This window comes from Arthrobacter sp. B2I5, from assembly GCF_030816735.1.
Classification (GTDB): Bacteria; Actinomycetota; Actinomycetes; order Actinomycetales; family Micrococcaceae; genus Arthrobacter.
Window position 1 is genome coordinate 3,949,785 of record NZ_JAUSYF010000001.1, and the last position, 21,647, is coordinate 3,971,431.

Below are 21,647 nucleotides of genomic sequence, written 5' to 3' on the forward strand. Positions count from 1 at the left end.
TGGCCTGTGCTCGTGCGCTAGCCCTTACGCGAAGGAGTCCAGGCCTCTATGCGAAAGACTCCAGTCCTACGCCTGCAGCTTCGAGTCCTGCCCTGATCCTGGCCGCCGTCTCTACCGCCGCGGGGCTCCCGCCCTGAAGACGCAGTGAGTCCGGCCGGAGCGCTACCACCGTGCCGTCCGCAGCCACCACTTCGCCTTGCGTGGCCAGGCGGATAGCCCGCTCAACCACTGCATCGACGTCGTGAAGGACTGCATTTTCCTCGGAGAGCGGCACCAGGGTGCCATCGGCGAGGTAGGCGCGGTCCGCGAAGGCCTCGACGAATACCGGGTGCCCTGCTTCCTTGGCCTGCTTCAGGAGCTCCGAGCCCGGGAGGCCCAGGAACGGGAGGCCTGGATCGTAAGCGTTTACTGCCGCGACTACGGCGGAGGCCTGCTCGGCGTCATGAATTGTGGTGTCGTACAGCGCTCCGTGCAGCTTCACGTAGTCCACGGAGGCACCCACGGCGTGCGCGACGCCGTCGAGCGCCCCCAGCTGGTACAGGACGTCGCCGAAAAGCTCATCGAAGCTCATCCCCAGCGAGCGCTGCCCATAGCCGGCCAGGTCCCGGTAGCCCAGGTGCGCACCGACGGTGACATCGAGTTCGTATGCCGCCCTGCAGCTGTCGAGCATGGTGACGGGGTCGCCCGCGTGGAGGCCACAGGCTACGTTGACGCTGGTGGCCAGCTGGAACATCGCCGGATCACCGCCGGTGGTCCAGGAGCCGAATGATTGGCCTACGTCAGCGTTGAGATCCAAATGTGTTGCCTTCCAGCGTCAGGTTGTCCGGCCCGGCGGCGGCAGTCAGCTCCCCGGGAATGGTGTCCGGCATTGGCCCGAACGCCTCCCGGGCGTTCCTGGCCACCGCACGGCCCATCACGAGGTTACCGGCTCCACCCACCACGGCACCTATTCCGAACGGGAGGGCCCTGCCGAACAGCGCAGTTCCCTGGCGCTTAAGCAGGTTTTTGAGGAAGGCATGCTGGATCCGCTTCCGGACGCTGCCGAACCCGGGCACCACCATGGACTTCGAGAGTGCATTGCCCCACGTGTTGTTGGGGCCGCCGGATGCCTGGCCGCTGAGCGTGCCCAGCAGGGCGGTGCCCTCCTCGCCAAGCATGATGGCCATGACCATGGTGCCGGCCTTCTCCGGATTGGTGAGGCGAATGCCGTGGAGTTCAGCCAACGAGGTGGCATAGAGGGCTGTTGCTTCCAGGAAACCAACGGTGGCGGCGGCGGAAAGTCCCAGCGACGCCACGGTTCCAACCCCGGGGACGACGGCGGTGGCCCCCACCAGGGCACCCCCGCCGGCGACTGCACGCAGGTAGTCGCGCTCGGCGATGTCCGCCAGCTGCGCAGCGGTGGCGCGGGGATGTTTCTTCTGGAGCCGGCGGATGTAGCCGACCACCAGGGGCCGTTGGATCTGTACTGCCTTCATGAGCATGTTGTGGACTCCGGGCTTTGGCTTGCCCTCGGAATCGAACATTGCGTTGTGGGCGGTTTCCTGTGCGATGCGTACTGCGGGGTTGCTGCGCCGGGCCATGGTCACCTTCATTCAAATCGACCTGCAGCGGGTAAGCTGCCGTGCTCATTCCATCCTATGTGGACAAACACTAAGCATGCTGAACTTTTCGGTCTGCAGCTCACGACTGGCGGCCTGCGGCGGCAGGACTCGGCAACTGAAGCCAAGCGCCTGCGCCGCAACCCGCCGTCGGCCGTTACTTCCTGGCCTCCTGGACATCATGCCCTGCCGCGCCGGAGTCCTGGCCTGCGGGGCGCCCGGCGGCAGCCTGGTCGGCCCGAAGTTCAGCCTGGAAGACCTCGAAGCGGGCCAGGTGGGCGGGACGGCGCCGCAGGATGGCCCACGCCACGCCAAGGACGACGAACCAGATGGGGGTTACCAGCAGTGCAACGAGGGTGTCGGGCTGGGTGGTCAGGGCCCACAGGACGAAGGCGAAGAACGCGTAAACCACCCACACGGCCGGGATGCCACCGGGCATCTTGAACTTTGACGCCTCATGCAGGTGCGGCCGGCGGCGCCGGAAGGAGATGTAGCTGGCCAGGATGATCGACCAGACGAAGACGAAGCAGACGGCGGACACGGTGGTCACCATTTCGAAGGCCTTGCCAACGTCCTGGCCGGCATACATGAGTACGACGCCGGACAACAGCAGGACGCAGGACAGGAACAGCGCGTTGCTGGGCACCTTCCTCGTGGACAGGCGGCCGAACATGCCGGGGGCGTCACCTTCCTGGGCCAGGCCGAAGACCATGCGGGAGGTGGAGTAGATTCCGGAGTTCGCGGAGGACATGGCCGAGGTGAGGACCACCAGGTTGACCACTGTGGCCGCGGCGCCGAGGCCGGCCAGGGAGAACATGCCGATGAAGGGGCTGTGGCCCGCGGCGAACTGGGTCCACGGGGTGACCGCCATCAGGATGACCAGCGCGCCGACGTAGAACAGCAGCACGCGGACAGGGATGGCGTTGATGGCCTTGGGCAGCGTGCGCTCTGGGTTCTTGGCCTCGGCGGCGGTGGTGCCCACCAGTTCGATGCCCACGAAGGCGAACACGGCGATCTGGAATCCGGCCACGAAGCCCATGAACTCGTTGGGGAAGAACCCGCCGTGGCTCCACAGGTTGGTGAAGCTTGCCGTGCCCGCGTCGCTCTGGAAGCGGGTGAAAATCATGAAGAGGCCCACGATGATGAGGGCAGCGATGGCGATGATTTTGATAAGGGCGAACCAGAACTCGGTCTCGCCGAAAGCCTTGACGGTGGCGAGGTTCAGCAGGAGCAGGATGCCCACCGTGGCCAGGCCCGGGATCCACAGCGGAAGCCCCGGCCAGAGTTCCTTGGAGTAGCCGGCGATGGCGATCACGTCCGCGATTCCGGTGATCACCCAGCAGAACCAGTAGGTCCAGCCGGTGAAGAAGCCTGCCCAGGGCCCCAGGAGATCAGCAGCGAAGTCACTGAAGGACTTGTAGCTCAGGTTGCTCAACAGCAGTTCGCCCATGGCCCGCATGACGAAGAAGAGCATGAAACCGATGATCATGTACACGAAGATCACGGATGGGCCGGCCGCGGAGATGGTCTTGCCGGAGCCCATGAAAAGGCCCGTGCCGATCGCTCCGCCAATGGCGATCAGCTGGATGTGGCGGTTGGTGAGCTGCCGTTCAAGGTGGGGTGGCTCGCTGCGGACGGCCGTGTTTGCGGCTTCGTTGCGCGCAGGTTCGCCGTTGGACGTGGGGGGATGAATCGCCATGAGGAACTCCATCGATAAAGCGGCACTTGGGTACCGCAAAAGATTTGGTTCCTCCCCGCTCTGTAGTGAACCTGAGAGTTTCCGCAGCCAAGCCGCTTGCACCGTCGGTGAGCCAGGAACTTGCCTGGCTGCTTTCCAGAGTTGCCTGTCCGCGGCGGTACGTGGGCCTGAGAGTTTCCTGGGGAGGATTTGCTCCTACGGCGCCTGCTGAATGTACCGGCAGGGCTCTCCCGCCGCAGGTCGAAGGCATGTTCAGTTGGTACCGCAGCCCTGGGGGCCGCGGCGGGTCATGCATTGGGACGGGCGCCGGCTGGTGGGCCGCTCCGGATATGTTGAGCCGGCCACCGGCGGCGCCAATCCCGGGGTTCAGTGTGGTGTCCGTCACGATCGAAAGTCAAACCTGCTCTGACACAAGCGCGACAGAAGGGGTCTCGCGGGCCGAATTCAGCCGCTGCGGCGGCCGCCCGATTTGCCACCGGCAGTTAATCCCGATACCTTGTGAGCCGAATCACCCATATTTGAATAAGCCTTTCGAGCTGTGACGGGAGAGTCCTCCCGGCCAAACACCGGGCAGGCGCCGTAGGAGCAAATCCTCCCCAGGAATCTCTCAGGCCCACGTACCGTCACGGCGAGGCGACTCTGGAAAGCAACCGGGCTTTTGCCTGGTTCACCGACGGTGCAAGCGGCCCCCTGCCAAGAGCAGGCAACGCGGAATCTCTCAGGTCCAATACAGAGCGGGGAGGAACCCATCCCACGCCGCGCCACCTTTTGGCCGGCCAGAACTGGAGTTCCTCATGACGATTCAATCGCATCCAACATCGTTTGTTGACCGCCATATCGGCGCGCGCCGCCAGGCCGACGTCGACACCATGCTCAAGGCCGTGGGCTACGACAGCGTGGATGGCCTCGTTGACGTGGCCGTCCCCGCGTCCATCCGTCAGGAAACTGCGCTCAGGCTGACCGACGCCCTCAGCGAGGTGGAGGTCCTGGCCGAGCTCCGCCGGATCGCCGGCAGGAACAAGACCGCGGTCCAGATGATCGGCCAGGGCTACTACGACACCGTCACTCCGCCGGTGATCCGCCGCAACATCCTGGAATCCCCGGCCTGGTACACCGCCTACACCCCGTACCAGCCGGAGATTTCCCAGGGCCGGCTCGAGGCCCTGCTGAACTTCCAGACCATGGTCCAGGACCTGACGGCCCTTCCCGTGGCCAACGCCTCCCTCCTCGACGAGGCCACGGCGGTGGCTGAGGCCGTGCTGCTGATGCGCCGCGCCAACAAGAACAAGGATGCCAAGGACGGAAAGACGGTGCTCGACGCCGACTGCCTCCCCCAAACAATCGCCATCGTGCTGGGCCGTGCGGAGGCGCTCGGCTTCGAGGTGGAGGTGGCCGACCTCTCCCAGGGCCTGCCCGACGGTGCCATCAACGGCGTCGTCCTGCAGCAGCCCGGCGTCTCCGGCCGGGTCTGGGACCAGTCCGCCGTCATCGCCGAGGCCAAGGACCGCGGTGCGCTGGTCACCGTGGCCGCGGACCTGCTGGCCCTCACCCTCATCACCCCGCCGGGCGAACAGGGAGCGGACGTCGCCGTCGGCTCCACCCAGCGCTTTGGCGTGCCGCTGTTCTTCGGCGGCCCGCACGCCGCCTACATGGCCGTACAAAAGGGCATGGAACGGACCCTGCCCGGCAGGATCGTGGGCGTGTCCAAGGACAACGCCGGGGCGCCCGCCTACCGCCTGGCCCTGCAGACCCGCGAGCAGCACATCCGCCGCGAGAAGGCCACCTCCAACATCTGCACCGCCCAGGCCCTGCTGGCCATCGTGTCCTCCTTCTACGCGGTCTACCACGGCCCGGACGGACTGAAGGCAATTGCCGAAACCGCCCATCACAAGGCCCGGGTCCTGGCCACCGCGCTGGCTTCCATGGGCCGCGAACTGGTCACCGACTCCTTCTTCGACACCCTCACAGTCCGCGTTCCCGGCAAGGCCGCCAAGGTGATCACCGCAGCGGAAGCCCGCGGGATCAACCTGCGCTTCATCGACGCGGACACCGTGGGCGTCTCCGTTGATGAGACGACGACGGCGGCAACACTGTCGGCCGTTGCCGTCGCCTTTGGCGCCGGTCCCGTGAGTGACGCCCAGGGGTTCGAGCTGCCGGAGTCAGTGCTGCGCACCTCCGACTACCTGCAGCACCCGGTGTTCAACACCCACCGGTCCGAAACCCAGCTCCTGCGCTACATCCGCCGCCTGTCCGATCGGGACCTGGCGCTGGACCGCACCATGATCCCGCTGGGCTCCTGCACCATGAAGCTGAACGCCACCGCAGAAATGGAGGCCATCTCCTGGCCCGAGTTCGCCTCCATCCACCCGTTCGCCCCGGACTCCCAGACCGAAGGCTGGCGTGAACTCATTGCCGACCTTGAGGCGGACCTGACCACGATCACCGGCTACGACCAGGTGTCCATCCAGCCCAACGCCGGCTCCCAGGGCGAGCTCGCGGGCCTGCTGGCGATCCGCGGCTACCACCACTCCCGCGGCGACCAGCAGCGCAACGTCTGCCTGATTCCCGCATCGGCGCACGGCACCAACGCCGCCTCCGCCGTGCTCGCCGGGATGAAGGTCGTCGTCGTCGCCACCGCCGCGGACGGGACAATCGACCACGATGACCTCACGGCCAAGATCGAGGCCCACAAGGACGTCCTGTCCTGCATCATGATCACCTACCCGTCCACCCATGGGGTGTACGACGCCAACGTCCGTGAGGTCTGCGACGCCGTTCACGCTGCCGGCGGCCAGGTATACGTTGACGGCGCCAACCTGAACGCCCTCGTGGGGCTTGCGCAGCCCGGCAAGTTCGGCGGCGACGTGTCCCACCTGAACCTGCACAAGACCTTCTGCATCCCGCACGGCGGCGGCGGCCCCGGCGTCGGCCCGGTTGCCGCCAAGGCCCACCTCGCGCCGTTCATGCCCGGCGATGCGAACAAGACTGCGCACGAGGACGGGCATGGGGTTGCCATTTCCGCGTCCCGGTTCGGCTCCGCAGGCGTGCTGCCCATTTCCTGGGCCTACGTGAAGCTGATGGGCGGCGAGGGCCTGACCGAGGCCACCAAGTCAGCGCTGCTGGCAGCGAACTACGTCGCCTCCCGCCTGAACGAGTTCTACCCCGTTCTGTACACGGGCGAAGGCGGCCTGGTGGCCCACGAATGCATCCTGGACCTGCGCGAGCTGACCGCCAAGACCGGTGTCACGGCGGAAGATGTTGCCAAGCGCCTCATCGACTTCGGCTTCCACGCCCCCACCCTTTCGTTCCCGGTGGCAGGCACCCTGATGGTAGAGCCCACCGAGTCCGAGGACCTCGCGGAGATCGACCGCTTCATTGAAGCCATGATCACCATCCGCAAGGAAATCGACCAGGTGGCCGCCGGCGACTTCCCCGTGGAGAAGTCCCCGCTGCGCAACGCACCCCACACGGCTGCCGCCGTCGTCGCCTCGGACTGGGACCGGACATACCCGCGCGAGCAGGCCGCCTTCCCCGTGAGCGCACTGCGGCAGGACAAGTACTTCCCGCCCGTGGGCAGGATCGACGGCGCAGCAGGGGACCGCAACCTGGTGTGCTCCTGCCCTCCGCTTTCCGAATTTGAGAACTAAGGATTTTCCAATGAATGAGAACTACACCGCGCTCTATGATCAGCACAAGAAAGCCGGGGCCTCCTTCACGGACTTCGGCGGCTGGCAGATGCCGCTCAAGTACGAGTCCGAGCTCGCCGAGCACCACGCCGTCCGCAACGCCGCCGGCCTGTTCGACCTCTCCCACATGGGCGAAGTCTGGGTCACGGGCCCGGACGCTGCAGCGTTCCTGGACTACGCCCTCGCGGGCAAACTGTCCGCGGTCGTCGTCGGAAAGGCGAAGTACTCGCTAATCTGCAACGAGGACGGCGGCATCATCGACGACCTCATCACCTACCGCCGCCCGTCCCCCGAAGAAGGCGTGGACAAGTACCTGGTGGTGCCCAACGCGGGCAACGCCGCGGTTGTAGCCAAGGAACTCCTGGAGCGCTCCGCCAACTTTGATGTCACGGTGACCGACGCCTCCGCTGAGACCTCGCTGATTGCCGTGCAGGGACCGAATTCCGAGGCAATCCTCCTGAAGCTGGTCCCGGCCGAACAGCACGCACTGGTCCGGGAGTTGAAGTATTACGCCGCCGTCGAGGTGGAAATAAACGGCCAGGACCTCCTCGTGGCCCGCACCGGCTACACCGGCGAGGACGGCTTCGAAATCTACGTTCCCAACGAGGATGCCGCCGGCCTGTGGGAAGCGCTGCTGGAAGCCGGCGCCGGCCACGGGCTCATCCCCGCCGGCCTCGCCGCCCGTGACTCCCTCCGCCTCGAAGCAGGCATGCCGCTCTACGGCAACGAACTCTCCCGCCACGTCAACGCCTACGCGGCCGGCCTTGGTCCCGTGGTGTCGCTGGCAAAGGAGAGCGACTTCGTGGGCAAGGAAGCACTGGCCGCCATCAAGGCCGCCGGAGTCGGTTCAACCATCGGGCAGAAGCTGGTGGGCCTCAAGGGCACCGGCCGCCGTGCCGCCCGCGCCCACTACCCCGTCCTCAAGGACGGCAGCCTGGTGGGTGAAGTGACCTCCGGCCAGCCCTCCCCCACCCTCGGGTACCCGGTCGCCATGGCCTACGTCGACGTCGAATTCGCTGAAGCCGGCACCGTCCTGGACATCGACCTCCGCGGCAAGCCCGAGCGCTTCGAAGTGGTCAGCCTCCCGTTCTACAAGCGCCAAAAGTAAGCCACCGCAGTTTTCAAACGTAAGGAAAAATCATGAGCAAAGTTGTTTCTGAACTGAAGTACTCCGCCGAGCACGAGTGGGTTGCCGTTGACGGATCCGGCCCCGCAGGGATCGGGATTTCCGCCGTGGCTGCCGACGCCCTGGGTGACATCGTGTACGTTGACCTTCCCGAGGTCGGCTCCACCGTGACGGCCGGCGAAACCTGCGGCGAAGTGGAATCCACCAAGTCCGTCTCCGACCTCTACGCTCCGGTGACCGGTGAGGTCATCGAGATCAATGACGGCGTGGTCTCGGACCCCGCCCTGATCAACAGCGACCCCTACGGCGCCGGCTGGCTCTTCAAGGTGGCCGTTACCGAGGAAGGCCCGCTGATGTCGGCCGAGGAGTACGCAGCAGCGAACGGCGGCGAGCTGTGAGCGGGGCTGCATCGGCGGGGACCGTCACCTTTGAACAGGTGGTCTCCCCCAGCCTGAACGCCGATCTCGCCGTCCTGGATCCCGAGATTGCGGCAAAGATCGACGACGAACTGGGCCGGCAGCGCGACGGCCTGGAGATGATCGCTTCCGAGAACCACACTGCCGCAGCAGTAATGCAGGCGCAGGGCTCGGTGCTGACCAACAAGTACGCCGAAGGCTATCCGGGCAAGCGCTACTACGGCGGCTGTGAGCACGTCGACGTGATCGAGCAACTTGCCATTGACCGGCTGAAGGCCCTGTTCGGGGCCGGGTTCGCGAATGTCCAGCCGCACTCCGGCGCGCAGGCCAACGCCTCAGTGATGCACGCGCTGATCAAGCCCGGCGACACCATCATGGGCCTCAACCTGGCCCACGGCGGCCACCTCACGCACGGCATGCGGATCAACTTCTCCGGCAAGCTCTACAACGTGGTGCCCTACGGCGTCCGCGAGGACACCCACACCGTGGACATGGCCGAAGTGGAGCGGCTGGCGCTGGAAACCAAGCCGCAGCTGATCGTTGCCGGCTGGTCCGCCTACGCCCGGCAGCTCGACTTTGCCGAGTTCCGCCGCATCGCTGATTCCGTGGGCGCCTACCTCATGGTGGACATGGCGCACTTCGCCGGCCTGGTAGCCGCGGGCCTGCACCCGTCCCCTGTCCCGCACGCGCACGTCACCACCTCCACCACGCACAAGACCCTCGCCGGTTCGCGCGGCGGCATCATCCTGACCAACGACGCCGACATCGCCAAGAAGATCAACTCGGCTGTGTTCCCCGGCCAGCAGGGCGGCCCCCTGGAACACGTGATCGCGGGCAAGGCCGTGGCGTTCAAGATCGCCGCGTCCGAAGAGTTCCGCGAACGGCAGGAACGCGTCCTCTCCGGTGCACGCATCCTGGCAGAACGGCTGGTCAGGCCCGACCTCACGGCCAAAGGCATCAGCGTTGTCTCCGGCGGTACGGATGTGCACCTGGTCCTCGTCGACCTGCGGAACTGCGACCTCGACGGGCAGCAGGCCGAAGACCGGCTCGCCGCCATCGACATCACCGTCAACCGCAACGCCGTCCCCTTCGACCCCCGCCCGCCTATGGTCACCTCCGGCCTCCGTATCGGCACCCCAGCCCTGGCCACCCGCGGCTTCGGCGAGGACGCCTTCCGCGAAGTTGCGGACATCATCGCCGAAGCATTAATTGCCGACGCCGACGCCGACCTTTCCAGGCTCCGTCACCGCGTCGAGGAGTTAGCGAAGGCCCACCCCCTCTACCTCGGCGTCGCACCCCTGTCCTGAGATTTTCCGCCGTGGTCAGGTTTGCGCGTCGGGGCCGTGTCGGGTACGGGACCGGCGGACCGGACATTTTCACGCGTGCTGCTCCTTCGTCGCTTTGACGCACGCTTTCGAAAAGTCCGGCTCCGCCGGCCCCTCGTGCGGAGGTTGCCGGGCGTGAAGGCGGCAGGACCTACAGAAAACGCGTGGAGGACAGGATGTACAGGCAGCGTGTGGCGGACTACGTGGTTTCCGGTTCCGCCCAGCATGCCTTGCGGTTCGTTGCCTGCTTGTGCTGTTGCTCTGGTGACGGGCGTTGGCGACTGGGCGGATTCCGGAGACGTGCGTCTAAGGGAGCGTCACGTCCGCTCAGCGGGCGTCTTCGCGACCGAGCACGCGGAGGAATTCGGCCAGGCGCACCCAACCCTGCCACGGCGTCACGTCCGCTCAGCGGGCGTCTTCGCGACCGAGCACGCGGAGGAATTCGGCCAGGCGCACCCAAACCCGGCCACCATCGACCGAACCAGAGTTTTAGTTAGGAAGACCCGTTATGGCTGTTGGCGTTTTTGATCTCTTTTCGATCGGTATTGGGCCCTCTAGTTCGCATACTGTGGGGCCGATGCGGGCTGCTGCGGTGTTCGCTGAGGAACTCAAGGCCTCGGGGGTGCTGGCTGGGGTGGGGTCGTTGCGGGTGGATTTGTATGGGTCGTTGGCCGCGACGGGCCACGGGCACGGGACGATGACCGCGGTCCTGTTGGGGTTGGAGGGGTTTCATCCGGAGTTGATCCTGCCCGATGAGGTGGAGGAGCGGCTGGCCTCGATCGCGGAGACCGGGACGTTGAACCTGGCCGGTGCGGGTGCCGTTGCCGTACGGGGTGGGCGACATGGTGTTGCGGCCGTTGACGGTGTTGCCGCGGCACACGAACGGGATGACGTTCACCGTGTCCGATGCCGGCGGCAATGTGCTGCATACGGCGACGTTTTTCTCGGTGGGCGGCGGGTTCATCGTCCGGGAGGGTGAGGAGGACGCGGCGCAGCAGGAACTGGACGCGTCCAAACAGGAACTGCCGCTGCCGTTCCGGACCGCCGCGGAACTGCTGGAGCACTGCGCGGTGACCGGGCTGGGCATCTCCGATGTGATGCTCGTGAATGAAAAAGCCTCCCGTACGGAGGAGCAGATCCGGGCGGGTCTGCTGCAGATCTGGTCGGTAATGGAGAACTGTGTAGCCACGTCGCTGAAGCGTGAAGGGGTGCTGCCGGGCGGGTTGAAGGTCCGCCGCCGCGCCCCGGACTGGTACGACCGGCTCAAGAAGGAATCCGCGCACACCCAAGACCAGGACGAGGACAGCGGCCAGGACGCGGCCTGGGACGCGGTCCGCTTCGACCCCCGGTATTGGCAGGAGTGGGTTAACTTGGTGGCGCTGGCGGTGAACGAGGAGAACGCCTCCGGCGGCCGGGTGGTCACCGCCCCGACCAACGGCGCGGCCGGGATCATTCCCGCGGTGCTGTTCTACGCGCTGCACTTCGCCCCGGGCATGGACCAGGCCAGCCAGGCCGACCGCGACGATGTGGTGGTGCGGTTCCTGCTCGCTGCCGGCGCGGTCGGGGTGCTCTACAAGGAACAGGCCTCCATTTCCGGGGCCGAGGTGGGCTGCCAGGGCGAGGTCGGCTCCGCGTCCTCGATGGCCGCCGCCGGCCTGGCCGAGGTGATGGGCGGGACCCCGGCACAGGTGGAGAACGCCGCCGAGATCGCGATGGAACACAACCTGGGCCTGACCTGCGACCCGATCGGCGGGCTGGTCCAGGTCCCCTGCATCGAACGGAACGCGATCGCCGCCGCGAAAGCGATCAACGCCGCGAAAATGGCGCTCTGGGGCGACGGCACCCACCGCGTCTCCCTCGACGAAGTCATCATCACCATGCGCGAAACCGGCAAGGACATGTCCTCCAAATACAAGGAAACCGCCATGGGCGGCCTCGCCGTCAACGTCGTCGAATGCTGACCACCAACAACCCAGCCCGGCACAAGACCCCAAAGCAAACAAAGGAAGCAACCATGACATTGGCGCCTGAAGGCCGGAAGATGCTGCGGATTGAGCAGCGCAACGCTGCGGTCCCGGTGGAACGCAAACCGGAATGGATCAAGGCCAAGGTCCAGATGGGCCCGGAGTTCGTCGGGCTGAAGAACCTGGTGAAAAAGGAAGGCCTGCACACCGTCTGCGAAGAGGCCGGCTGCCCCAACATCTTCGAATGCTGGGAAGACAAGGAAGCCACCTTCCTGATCGGCGGTTCCGAATGCACCCGCCGCTGCGACTTCTGCCAGATCGATACCGGCAAGCCCTCGCCCGTGGACAGGTTCGAACCCACCAAGGTGGCCCGCTCTGTCCAGTCAATGCAGCTGCGCTACGCCACCGTCACCGGCGTGGCCCGCGATGACCTGGAAGACGAAGGCGTCTGGCTCTACGCCGAAACCGTGCGCAAAATCCACGAACTGAACCCCGGCACCGGCGTGGAACTGCTCATCCCGGACTTCTCCGGCAACCCCGAGCACATCAAGGCGATCTGCGACTCCGCCCCCGAGGTCTTCGCGCACAACGTCGAAACCGTACCCCGGATCTTCAAGCGGATCCGCCCCGCGTTCCGGTACGAACGGTCCCTGGACGTCATCACCCAGGGCCGGAACCTGGGCATGGTCACCAAGTCCAACCTCATCCTGGGCATGGGCGAAACCCGCGAAGAAATTTCCGAGGCCCTCCGCGACCTCCACGCCGCCGGTTGCGACCTGATCACCATCACCCAATACCTCCGCCCCTCCGAACGGCACCTGCCCGTGGACCGGTGGGTCAAACCCCAGGAATTCGTGGATCTCCAGCACGAAGCCCAGGAAATCGGGTTCCTCGGCGTCATGTCCGGGCCACTGGTCCGCTCCTCCTACCGCGCCGGCCGGCTCTGGGCCACCGCCATGCGCAAAAAAGGCCGCGACATCCCCGCCGAACTCGCCCACATCGCCGACGGCATCCAGGACTCCGGCACCACCCGCCAGGAAGCCGCCACCCTCCTGGCCGGCTGAGAGCGGAGGAATGCACGACGGCGGCAGGAGGCTAAGGTGGGCCGGCGGAAGTTCCTGCCGGTCCGCCGTCGAACGCGTCCTCCCAGCCTGGCAAACCGCTCAGCTGTTGCCGCGCACCACGGGAATGCTCGCCGTGGGCAGGCCGCTGGGGAAGACCGTAGGCTCCGGCTCCGGGACGCGCTCCAGGTGGACCTGCACGGGCTGGCCCGTCACGGTAACCCGCTGGCCGCGGACGTCGAGCTCCAGCGGCCCGCCCTCCTGGACGGCGAGCGTGATGGCGTCGGCCGAAAGCCGGACCAGCAGCAGGCGGCCGCGGATCTTCAGGTGGAAGGCCAGCGCGTCCCACTCCGCGGGGAGGCGGGGATCGAAGAATGGGACCGGGCCCTGGTCACGCAGCCCCGCAAAGCCGCAGACCAACGAACTCCATACGCCCCCGGTGGAGGCGATGTGCACGCCGTCGATGGTGTTGCCGTGGGTGTCGTCCAGGTCGATGAAGACGGCGTTGGTGAAGTGGTCCAGGGCTTCCTTGGAATAGCCCACCTCCGCCGCCATGATCCCCTGGACGCAGGCGGACAGGGTGGAGTCGCCGGTGGTGATGGGATCGTAGAAGTCGAAGGCGCGCTGCTTTTCCTCCGCCGTGAAATCCTGCCACTGCAGGAACATGGCCAGGACAGTGTCCGCCTGTTTTAGGACCTGGTGGCGGTAGATCACCAGCGGGTGGAAGTGCAGGAGCAAGGGGTATTTGGACCGCGGCGTGGTCCAGTCCCAGGCCTCCAGGGTCATGAAGTCATTGTCCTGGGAGTGCACCTGCATCCGCTCGTCGTACGGCAGTTGCATCCGGCTGGCCGCTGCTTCCCACAGCTGTCGTTCCTCCTGTGTGATTTCGGCGTGCTCAAGCGCGGCGGCCGCGCGCAGGTTGAAGCGGGCCATCACGTTCGTGTACAGGTTGTCGTTCACCACTGCGGTGTATTCATCCGGGCCTGTGACGCCGTGGATGTGGAAGAGCCCGTCCTTGCCGAAGAAGCCCAGCGAGATCCACATCCGGGCGGTTTCGATCAGCAGCTCGGCGCCCATTCCCTCCCGGAAGGCGGAGTCGCCGGTGGCCCAGAGGTACCTGTTGGTGGCAAAGGCGATCGCGGCCGCGATGTGGAACTGGGCCGTGCCGGCAGCGTAGTAGGCGCTGGCCTCGAGCCCGTTGATGGTCCGCCATGGGAAAAGGGCGCCGTCAACACTCAGCTCCTTGGCCCGGATCTTGGCTTCGGGAAGCATGCCGTGGCGGAACTCCAGGACCTGCCGGGCGCCGTCGGGATTCGTGTAGGTCAGGTACGGCAGCAGGTACACTTCCTGGTCCCAGAAGTAGTGCCCCTCGTAGCCCGAGCCCGTCACGCCCTTGGCGGGAATGCCGGCAACATCGGCGCGCGCCGTTGCCTGTGCCAGCTGGAACAGGTTCCACCGGATGGCCTGCTGCAGTCCCGGCCGGCCTCCCTCAACCTGGATGTCCGACGTCGCCCAGTAGCTGCTGAAGTGGGCCTCGCTCTCGGCAAAGATCTCGCTCACCGGGCGCAGCTTCTCTTCCGCCACCGCGGCTGCGTCGACGTCCGGCTCCTGCACCGTGCGGCCGGCCGCGTAGCTGACGCTCTTTTCCAGCCGGAACGGTTCACCGGCATCCACGGCCAGGACATACCGGACGCTGCTGTCGTCCTGGTCCACCAGGGTCTCGAACGGCTGGTGCCCGGCGGAGGTCCAGTGGTCAACCGCAATCCCCACGCGCTGCTTGGATTCTGATGCCTCCCATGACAGGCGCAGGGAGCCGTCGCCGCCGTCAAGCCGCAGGGGCAGCAGCACCCGCCCGGCGTGGCGGCCGGCGCGGCGCGGGTCATGCACAGAGTGGTCTTCCACCGGCTGGTCCTGGCGGTTGATGACCGAGGAGATGACGTCCAGGGAGACCTGGCGGTCCGTGGCAACTTCCAGGGAAATGCCAAGGCTGCCGCGGGAGGCGAAGCCCACCGCGCGCCGTTCCGTGGTGGTCACCGTGGCGCCGGACCGGCATTGCCAGGTGACGCGGCATTCATAGATGCCAGTGCAGAAGTCGATGGTGCGCCGGTAGTCCAGGACCTCGGATTCGGCCAGGCTGAGGCTTTCGCCGTCCACTACCACGGTGAAATTGTTGGCATCCGGGATGTACAGGATGCGCTGGCCCGTCCGGGCGAACCCAAACGCGTTTTCCGCGTGCTTGATGTCCCAGATTTCGTGCAGCCCGTTGATGAAACTGCCCGGCAGTTCGGCGTCGGCCGCGGCCCAATGGGCACCCCGGATGCCAAGGTGCCCGTTTCCCAGCGCAAACAGGGTCTCAAGTGTTCCCGCGTTGTCGGTTTCGTAGCGCGTTTCAACGAGCTGCCAGGGGGTGTCGGGGAACCGTTCGCGGTCCGCGGAGATGAGTGCCATGGTCGGGGTCCTTTTGGCGTTGCCGTGCTGCCGGGCGGGGCGGCACGGTGTATTCGGGGGAAGAGTGGTACTGGGATTGGTGCTGCAGGGGAAACAGCAGGGTTGCCCGGGGAAGGCAACGGGGGTCCGGGGCTTTTTAGGGGATGAGTTCCTGAAGGTCGTTGACCACCAGGGTGGCTCCGGCGTCGAGCAGCGTCTGCCGCCCGGCGCCCCGGTCCACGCCAATGACCGAGTGGAAAGATCCGGCGTGTCCGGCCTGCACACCTGACACGGCGTCTTCCACCACCACGCACTCCGAACTGGACAGGTCCAGCAGCTTGGCCGCGTATTCGTAGGTGGCCGGGCTTGGCTTGCCGGGAAGGCCCTGTTCCGCAGCCACCACCCCGTCCACCACGACGGCGAAGTGGCGGCTGAGTCCGGCGGCCGCCAGGACGGCGGGGGCATTGCGGGAGGAGGAGACGACGGCGACCTTGAGTCCGCGTTCCAACGCGGCTTGGAGGAAGCGCACTGAGCCTTCGAACGGTTCCACGCCGGTGCTCACGATGTCGTTGAAGATCGCGTTCTTCCGGTTGCCAAGGCCCTGGACGGTCTCGTGGGCGGGGTCGTCATCCAGCGGACCCTCCGGGAGCGTGAGCCCGCGGGAGGACAGGAAGTCGCGTACTCCATCGAAGCGGGGCTTGCCGTCGATATGGTCGAAGTAGTCACTTTCGCTGTAACCGGCGACGCCCGGCTGCGAGGCAAGGTACCCGTCGAACAGTTCCTGCCAGGCACGCTCATGCACGGTGGCCGTCGGCGTGAGCACCCCGTCAAGGTCAAACAGGATTGCTGCCGCGCCGGTCCAGGCGGCGGTATCAGCTGCAGTTTGTGATGTCATCGGCAGTGCGGTGTCCTCTCGGTTTACGGACTGCCGGTCCTGCCGGGGCGGCCTGCAGGAGGTGCTGCTGGCGCGGCATGCGCACAGCATCGCTTCCTGTCCGCCCACTGCAGGACCGACTATGGCCGTAGACGAGTGTAAGCGCTTGCAAATTTGACTTGCAAATGTTTTTTGGCTGTCTTAACAACCGCCTGCGGTCAGGCCGGCACGTAATGGCGCAGGAAGGCGCTGACGTCCACCATTTCGGCCTTGGACATGGCATGCCCCATCCCCGGGTACGTCCGGGCCGTCAGCTGCGTATTCTTTTCGAGCCATTCAGCGGTGTACGCAACGGCGTCCTCGTTGATGACCAGGTCCGCCTTGTCCCGGCCCCAGAAGAACGGCGGTTTGGCTTCGAAGGAATCCATCACGGAGAGGAGCTCGTTGTTGAGCACGAAGCCGGACAGGCCCACGACGGCCTTGTAGTCGTCAGGGTGCAGCCTCAGCAGCGTGCTGGCCATGGCCATGCCCTGGGAGTACCCCATCAGGCTGACGCTGGTGTGCCGGTCCTTGACCGAGTTGATCCAGGCCTGAACGGCGTTGGCGGCCGAGATGACATCAGCGAAGTCGTTGGCCAGGAAGTAGTCCAGGAGGAACCACCCCCAGTGGTCGCCGATGGGCATGGGCGCGCGCAGGGCCGCGAAGGTGAACTCCTGCGGGAGGTATTCGAAAAGGCGCACCATCCGCGACTCGTCCGTCCCGTACCCATGCATCATCACCAGCAAGGGTGTGCCGGCGCGTTGGCCTTCCGGCTTTGACCATACAACTGTTTCCACTTGACCACCCTAAACGCCGGGCGCGCCGCCCCGGCCGGGTCATTGAATCCCGTATCGCGGCGGGGTAGCGTGACGCTTAACAGACAGCAGGCTTAGCTTTGGCAGTGTACGCAGGTCCCGTAACGCCCAACAAGCGCCGCAAACGCGGCCATAAGGAGCAAGTCATGAGAATCGGCTCGTCAATCTTCCTCATCGCCCTCGGCGCCATCCTTGCCTGGGCCGTTGCTCCCGGGTTGATCCCGTTCGTGGACCAGCAGCTGGTGGGCTACATCCTCATGGCCGTGGGCGTGATTGGGCTGATCGCTTCGCTCATCCTCGCTTCCCCCGGGCGCAGCCGCCGCGTGAGTGAGTCCCGCTCCGTTGTCGATCCCAATACCGGCGAGCGCATTACCCGCCACGAAAGTCGCGACGGCGGCGTCTGACAAAGGTACAAACGGGACGGGGATCCCGGCGGACCATCAATGAACACCCGGCAAGCCGGGCTGGACAGAACCTGTCCGGCCCGGCTTTCGCTTTCCCCCGGACAGGACCACGCGGAACAGAATTTTGTTTCATGTTGGTTTCCATTGACAAACCAACAGAAGCAAAGATAAAGTCAAGTAACTCAACATCGATGTGATGCCAGTCACGCCGAAGCCCGGGGAATCTACCGGGCACCCGAAACGCCAGGACCTACGCAACGGAGGGTACGTGTTCGCCGAAGAGCGCCAGCACAAGATTGCCGAGCTTGTAGCCGGCAGTGGCAGGGTCAGCGTGACGCTGCTTGCTGAGCGCTTCAGCATCACCACTGAAACAGTCCGCCGGGACCTTGCCGCCCTGGAAAACGCGGGCACCGTCCGCCGCGTCCACGGCGGCGCGGTGGCGGCGGACCGCTTCAGCACCACCGAGGAAAGCATCACCGAACGGGCCATCCAGCGGCCTGACCAAAAGATCCGCATCGCTGAAGCCGCCCTTGCCCTGATCCCCCGGAACTCCCCGGCCAGTGTCCTCATGGACGGCGGCACCACCACCGAAGTGCTGGCTGACATGCTGGCGCGGCGCACCGCCGTCGAACCCTCCGACGGGAACGGGCCCCACCACGAACTGGTGGTCATCACCCACGCGGTACCCATCGCCAGCAAGCTCTCGAATGTTCCCGGCGTTGCCCTGCAGATCCTGGGCGGCCGGGTCCGCGGCATCACCCAGGTGGCAGTGGGGCAGGCGACCGTGAGCGCCGCCGGCCGCATCCGCCCGGACATAGCGTTCATTGGCACCAATGGCATCCACGCCACATTTGGTGTCAGCACTCCCGATCCTGAAGAAGCCGCCGTCAAGGCAGCCTTCGTCCAGTCGGCACGCCGCATTGTGGTGCTGGCCGACTCCTCCAAGCTGGACACGGAAACCCTGGTCCAGTTCGCCTCCCTGAAAGATCTGGACACCTTGATCACAGACAGTGAACCCGGACCTGAACTCGCAGCCGCCCTGGAAGATGCCGGCGTAGACGTGGTGGTCGCATGATCATCACGTTCACGGCCAACCCCAGCCTTGACCGCACCGTTGCCCTCCCCGGCCCACTGCAGCGCGGTGAGGTGCAGCGCGCCGTCTCCGTCCGCCAGGAATCCGGCGGCAAGGGCGTCAACGTCTCCCGCGCCCTGGTGGCGTCCGGCCTGGAGTCGCTCGCCGTCCTTCCCGGGGCGGACAGCGATCCCGTCCTTGCCGGCCTGCGTGAAAGCGCAGTTCCCTTCGTGTCGCTTCCCATCGATGAGCCGCTGCGCACCAACGTGGCACTCACCGAGCCCGGCGGCGTCACCACCAAGATCAACGAACCCGGCCCCGTCCTGGCCGCCGACCAGCAGGAAGCGCTTATCAAGCTGCTGCTGGAAAGCTCACGCGGTGCCGGCTGGGTGGTCCTTGCCGGCTCCCTGCCGCCTGGATTCCCGGACAACTTCTACGCCACGGTGGCCCGGCGGATCCGGGAGGCGGGCAACGGCACTGCGCCGCTGATCGCCGTCGACTCCTCCGGGGCGCCCCTCGCCGCCGCACTGACTGACGCCGGAACCCCCGACGACGGAACAGGCGCCGGCGGCGGAACAACCACAGGTTCCGGGAAACCGGACCTGCTCAAGCCCAATGCCGAGGAACTGGCGGAGCTGGCCGCAGCCGCCGGTTTCACCCCGGCCTCCGGTGACGAACTGGAAGCGGACCCGGCTGCTGCCGCAGCCGCCGCAGCAGCCGTCGTACGTTCCGGTGTGGGTGCTGTGCTGGCAACTCTCGGTTCCAAGGGAGCTGTCCTTGTAACGGCCGACGGCGCGTGGCTGGCCACGCACCCGCCGGTCGCCGCGGTCAGCACGGTCGGCGCGGGTGACTCCGCACTTGCCGGCTACCTGCTTGCCCACGGCCGGGGCGCCGCCCCGGCCGACTGCCTTCGCCAGGCGGTGGCCCACGGTGCCGCCGCTGCCTCCCTGCCGGGTTCCACGGTTCCGGCAGTAAACCAAACAACCCCGGATGCCGTATCCATCACGGCCCTTCGAAAGGATTGACAGTGACCCAGCTCATCACCACGGAACTGGTCGAGCTCGACCAGAACCTGGGCAATGCCCCCGAAGCGGTGATCCGGCATCTGGCAAGCAAGGTAGCTGCCACCGGACGCGCGTCAGAAGTTGAAGGCCTCTTCGCCGATGCCTTCGCCCGCGAGCAGAAGACTGCCACCGGGATTCCCGGCGGCATCGCCATCCCGCACTGCCGCTCCGCAGCAGTCACCGTACCCACCCTGGCCATGGCCCGGCTGAACCCGAAGGTGGACTTCGGCGCCAAGGACGGTCCCGCCGACCTGGTGTTCTTCATCGCCGCTCCGGACGGGGCGGACCAGGAGCACCTGAAGCTGCTCTCCAAGCTGGCCCGCTCCCTCATCAAGAAGGACTTCACCGCAGCCCTCCGCAACGCCTCCTCGGAGGCCGAAATTGTGGCTCTCGTCGACGGCGCCCTGGCGGACAAGCCAGCCGCGCATGCCGCAGCCGCTCCGGCTGACGCAGTCCCGGTTGGCGCCAGCGTTGGCGCGGCAGGCGCAGCGGGTTCATCCGCTGCCCCTGTCGCCGGGGAGGCCTCCACCGGTTCAAGCGCGGGCCGCGGGCCCAAGCGCCTGGTAGCCGTCACTGCGTGCCCCACCGGCATTGCCCACACCTACATGGCCGCCGATTCGCTGGTGGCTGCGGCCAAGGAAATGGGTGTTGACCTGCAGGTGGAAACCCAGGGCTCCTCCGGTGCCAAACCACTGGACCCGGCGGTTATCGCAGCAGCGGACGCAGTGATCTTCGCTGTGGACGTGGACGTGCGCGGCAAGGAACGCTTCGCAGGCAAGCCCGTCATCAACGCTCCGGTCAAGCGCGGCATCGACGAGCCGGCAAAGATGGTCCAGGAAGCACTTGCCGCGGCTGACAACCCCAACGCCCACCGCGTTGCTCACTTCGGCGCCGAAGAGCAGGCCGAGCACGAGGCAGAAGAAAAGGGCGAGCACATCGGCCAGAAGCTCAAGAAGGCGCTGCTCACCGGTGTCAGCTACATGATCCCGTTCGTTGCGGGTGGCGGCCTGCTGATTGCGCTGGGCTTCCTCCTCGCTGGCTTCGACATCGCCCTGGGCACCAAAGCCAATGACATCCTGGCAGCCAACACACTGTTCAACCTGCCCGACGGCAACCTGGCTCTCTACATCGGTACTGTCCTGTACAAGATAGGCAGCCTATCGATGGGCTTCCTGGTCCCCGCGCTGGCCGGCTATATCGCCTACGCGATCGCTGACCGCCCCGGCATTGCACCGGGCTTCGTTGCCGGCGCAGTCTCCGGATTCATGGGTGCCGGCTTCCTCGGCGGCATCGTGGGCGGCCTCCTCGCCGGCTACGTTGCGCACCTGATCGGAACCTGGCACGTACCACGCTGGCTCCGCGGCCTGATGCCCGTGGTGATCATTCCATTGCTCGCTTCGATCGTTGCCTCCGGCTTGATGTTCCTGGTGCTCGGCGGCCCCATCGCCGGACTCACGAACGCCCTCAACGGCTGGCTGTCCGGCATGACCGGTGCTTCCGCCGTCGTCCTGGGAATCATCCTTGGCCTGATGATGTGCTTCGACCTCGGCGGCCCCGTCAACAAGGTGGCCTACGCCTTTGCCGTCGCCGGGCTCGGCGCCGGCAGTGCCACAAACCAGGCACCATGGCAGATCATGGCCACCGTGATGGCAGCGGGCATGGTCCCGCCGCTGGCCATGGCGCTGGCTTCCACCGTCCTGAACAAGAAGGTCTTCAGCCTGGCGGAACGTGAGAACGGCAAGGCTGCGTGGCTGCTGGGTGCGTCCTTCATCTCCGAAGGGGCCATCCCGTTCGCCGCGGCCGATCCCCTGCGCGTCATCCCCGCCAGCATGCTGGGCGGCGCCCTCACCGGCGCACTCACCATGGCGTTCAATGTGACGTCCCAGGCACCGCACGGCGGGATCTTCGTCTTCTTCGCCATTGGCAACCTGTTGATGTTCGTGGTCGCGATCATCGCCGGCACCGTGGTCAGCGCGCTCGCCGTGGTGGCCCTGAAGCGCTGGGCAGTCAAGAAGTCGGTTGATACGGTTGAACCGGTTCCCGTAACCGTCTGAGCCGGCATAGCCATACACCTCAC

Annotated in this window: 15 protein-coding genes, 1 pseudogene and 2 riboswitches; of the genes and pseudogenes, 10 read left to right on the forward strand and 6 right to left on the reverse strand. The window is 66.1% G+C overall.

From position 1 onward, the window contains the following. Positions 1-46: 46 nt before the first annotated feature. The 3 genes from QFZ60_RS18335 to cycA form a co-directional block, all read right to left on the reverse strand. Positions 47-796 carry a LamB/YcsF family protein gene (locus tag QFZ60_RS18335; protein WP_307092333.1) on the reverse strand — a complete coding sequence of 250 codons (750 nt, stop codon included), beginning with the start codon at positions 794-796 and terminating at the stop codon, positions 47-49. Then, positions 780-1,580 (reverse strand): hypothetical protein, encoded by an 801-nt coding sequence (locus QFZ60_RS18340; protein WP_307093380.1) that lies wholly within the window; start codon positions 1,578-1,580, stop codon positions 780-782. The genes QFZ60_RS18335 and QFZ60_RS18340 overlap by 17 nt, the downstream gene beginning before the upstream one ends. A 175-nt stretch (positions 1,581-1,755) precedes the next feature. Continuing rightward, the gene (cycA, locus tag QFZ60_RS18345) at positions 1,756-3,297 is read right to left on the reverse strand and encodes a D-serine/D-alanine/glycine transporter (RefSeq protein WP_307092334.1); all 1,542 of its coding nucleotides are present in this window, start codon (positions 3,295-3,297) and stop codon (positions 1,756-1,758) included. 145 nt (positions 3,298-3,442) lie between these two features. Beyond that, a riboswitch (glycine riboswitch) is annotated at positions 3,443-3,540 on the reverse strand. Between the two features lie 289 nt (positions 3,541-3,829). Continuing rightward, positions 3,830-3,930, forward strand: a riboswitch (glycine riboswitch). Between the two features lie 161 nt (positions 3,931-4,091). Between cycA and gcvP the strand changes: the two genes are divergently transcribed. From gcvP to lipA, 6 genes and pseudogenes are all read left to right on the forward strand, one after another. Continuing rightward, positions 4,092-6,944: an aminomethyl-transferring glycine dehydrogenase gene (gene gcvP / locus QFZ60_RS18350; protein ID WP_307092337.1), complete on the forward strand. Its 2,853-nt coding sequence runs from the start codon at positions 4,092-4,094 to the stop codon at positions 6,942-6,944. A gap of 10 nt (positions 6,945-6,954) precedes the next feature. Further along, entirely contained in the window at positions 6,955-8,091 is a 1,137-nt protein-coding gene (gcvT, locus tag QFZ60_RS18355) for a glycine cleavage system aminomethyltransferase GcvT (RefSeq protein ID WP_307092339.1), read from the forward strand. A 32-nt stretch (positions 8,092-8,123) separates the two neighbouring features. Then, entirely contained in the window at positions 8,124-8,507 is a 384-nt protein-coding gene (gene gcvH / locus QFZ60_RS18360) for a glycine cleavage system protein GcvH (protein ID WP_043451773.1), read from the forward strand. Beyond that, positions 8,504-9,832 (forward strand): serine hydroxymethyltransferase, encoded by a 1,329-nt coding sequence (gene glyA / locus QFZ60_RS18365; RefSeq protein ID WP_307092342.1) that lies wholly within the window; start codon positions 8,504-8,506, stop codon positions 9,830-9,832. The genes gcvH and glyA overlap by 4 nt, the downstream gene beginning before the upstream one ends. A 526-nt stretch (positions 9,833-10,358) precedes the next feature. Beyond that, positions 10,359-11,811: pseudogene (locus QFZ60_RS18370) on the forward strand (L-serine ammonia-lyase). Between the two features lie 53 nt (positions 11,812-11,864). After that, the gene (lipA, locus tag QFZ60_RS18375) at positions 11,865-12,878 is read left to right on the forward strand and encodes a lipoyl synthase (protein WP_307092344.1); all 1,014 of its coding nucleotides are present in this window, start codon (positions 11,865-11,867) and stop codon (positions 12,876-12,878) included. Positions 12,879-12,977: 99 nt separating this feature from the next. On the opposite strand, the gene QFZ60_RS18380 is transcribed toward lipA, so the two are convergent. The 3 genes from QFZ60_RS18380 to QFZ60_RS18390 form a co-directional block, all read right to left on the reverse strand. Then, the gene (locus tag QFZ60_RS18380; protein WP_307092345.1) at positions 12,978-15,323 is read right to left on the reverse strand and encodes a glycoside hydrolase family 65 protein; all 2,346 of its coding nucleotides are present in this window, start codon (positions 15,321-15,323) and stop codon (positions 12,978-12,980) included. 136 nt (positions 15,324-15,459) lie between these two features. Further along, the gene (locus tag QFZ60_RS18385) at positions 15,460-16,197 is read right to left on the reverse strand and encodes an HAD family phosphatase (RefSeq protein WP_307092347.1); all 738 of its coding nucleotides are present in this window, start codon (positions 16,195-16,197) and stop codon (positions 15,460-15,462) included. Between the two features lie 197 nt (positions 16,198-16,394). Beyond that, on the reverse strand, positions 16,395-17,012 hold the full coding sequence (locus QFZ60_RS18390; RefSeq protein ID WP_307092348.1) for an alpha/beta hydrolase: 618 nt from the start codon (positions 17,010-17,012) through the stop codon (positions 16,395-16,397). A gap of 164 nt (positions 17,013-17,176) precedes the next feature. On the opposite strand from QFZ60_RS18390, the gene QFZ60_RS18395 reads away from it, so the two are divergent. From QFZ60_RS18395 to QFZ60_RS18410, 4 genes are all read left to right on the forward strand, one after another. Continuing rightward, positions 17,177-17,434 carry a DUF6458 family protein gene (locus QFZ60_RS18395; RefSeq protein WP_056333125.1) on the forward strand — a complete coding sequence of 86 codons (258 nt, stop codon included), beginning with the start codon at positions 17,177-17,179 and terminating at the stop codon, positions 17,432-17,434. 268 nt (positions 17,435-17,702) lie between these two features. Further along, positions 17,703-18,509, forward strand: coding sequence for a DeoR/GlpR family DNA-binding transcription regulator (locus QFZ60_RS18400; protein ID WP_142122598.1), 807 nt, complete (start codon positions 17,703-17,705; stop codon positions 18,507-18,509). Then, entirely contained in the window at positions 18,506-19,531 is a 1,026-nt protein-coding gene (locus tag QFZ60_RS18405) for a 1-phosphofructokinase family hexose kinase (protein ID WP_307092349.1), read from the forward strand. Before QFZ60_RS18400 ends, QFZ60_RS18405 begins: the two co-directional genes overlap by 4 nt. A 2-nt stretch (positions 19,532-19,533) precedes the next feature. Beyond that, positions 19,534-21,624 carry a fructose-specific PTS transporter subunit EIIC gene (locus tag QFZ60_RS18410; RefSeq protein WP_307092351.1) on the forward strand — a complete coding sequence of 697 codons (2,091 nt, stop codon included), beginning with the start codon at positions 19,534-19,536 and terminating at the stop codon, positions 21,622-21,624. Positions 21,625-21,647 lie beyond the last annotated feature (23 nt).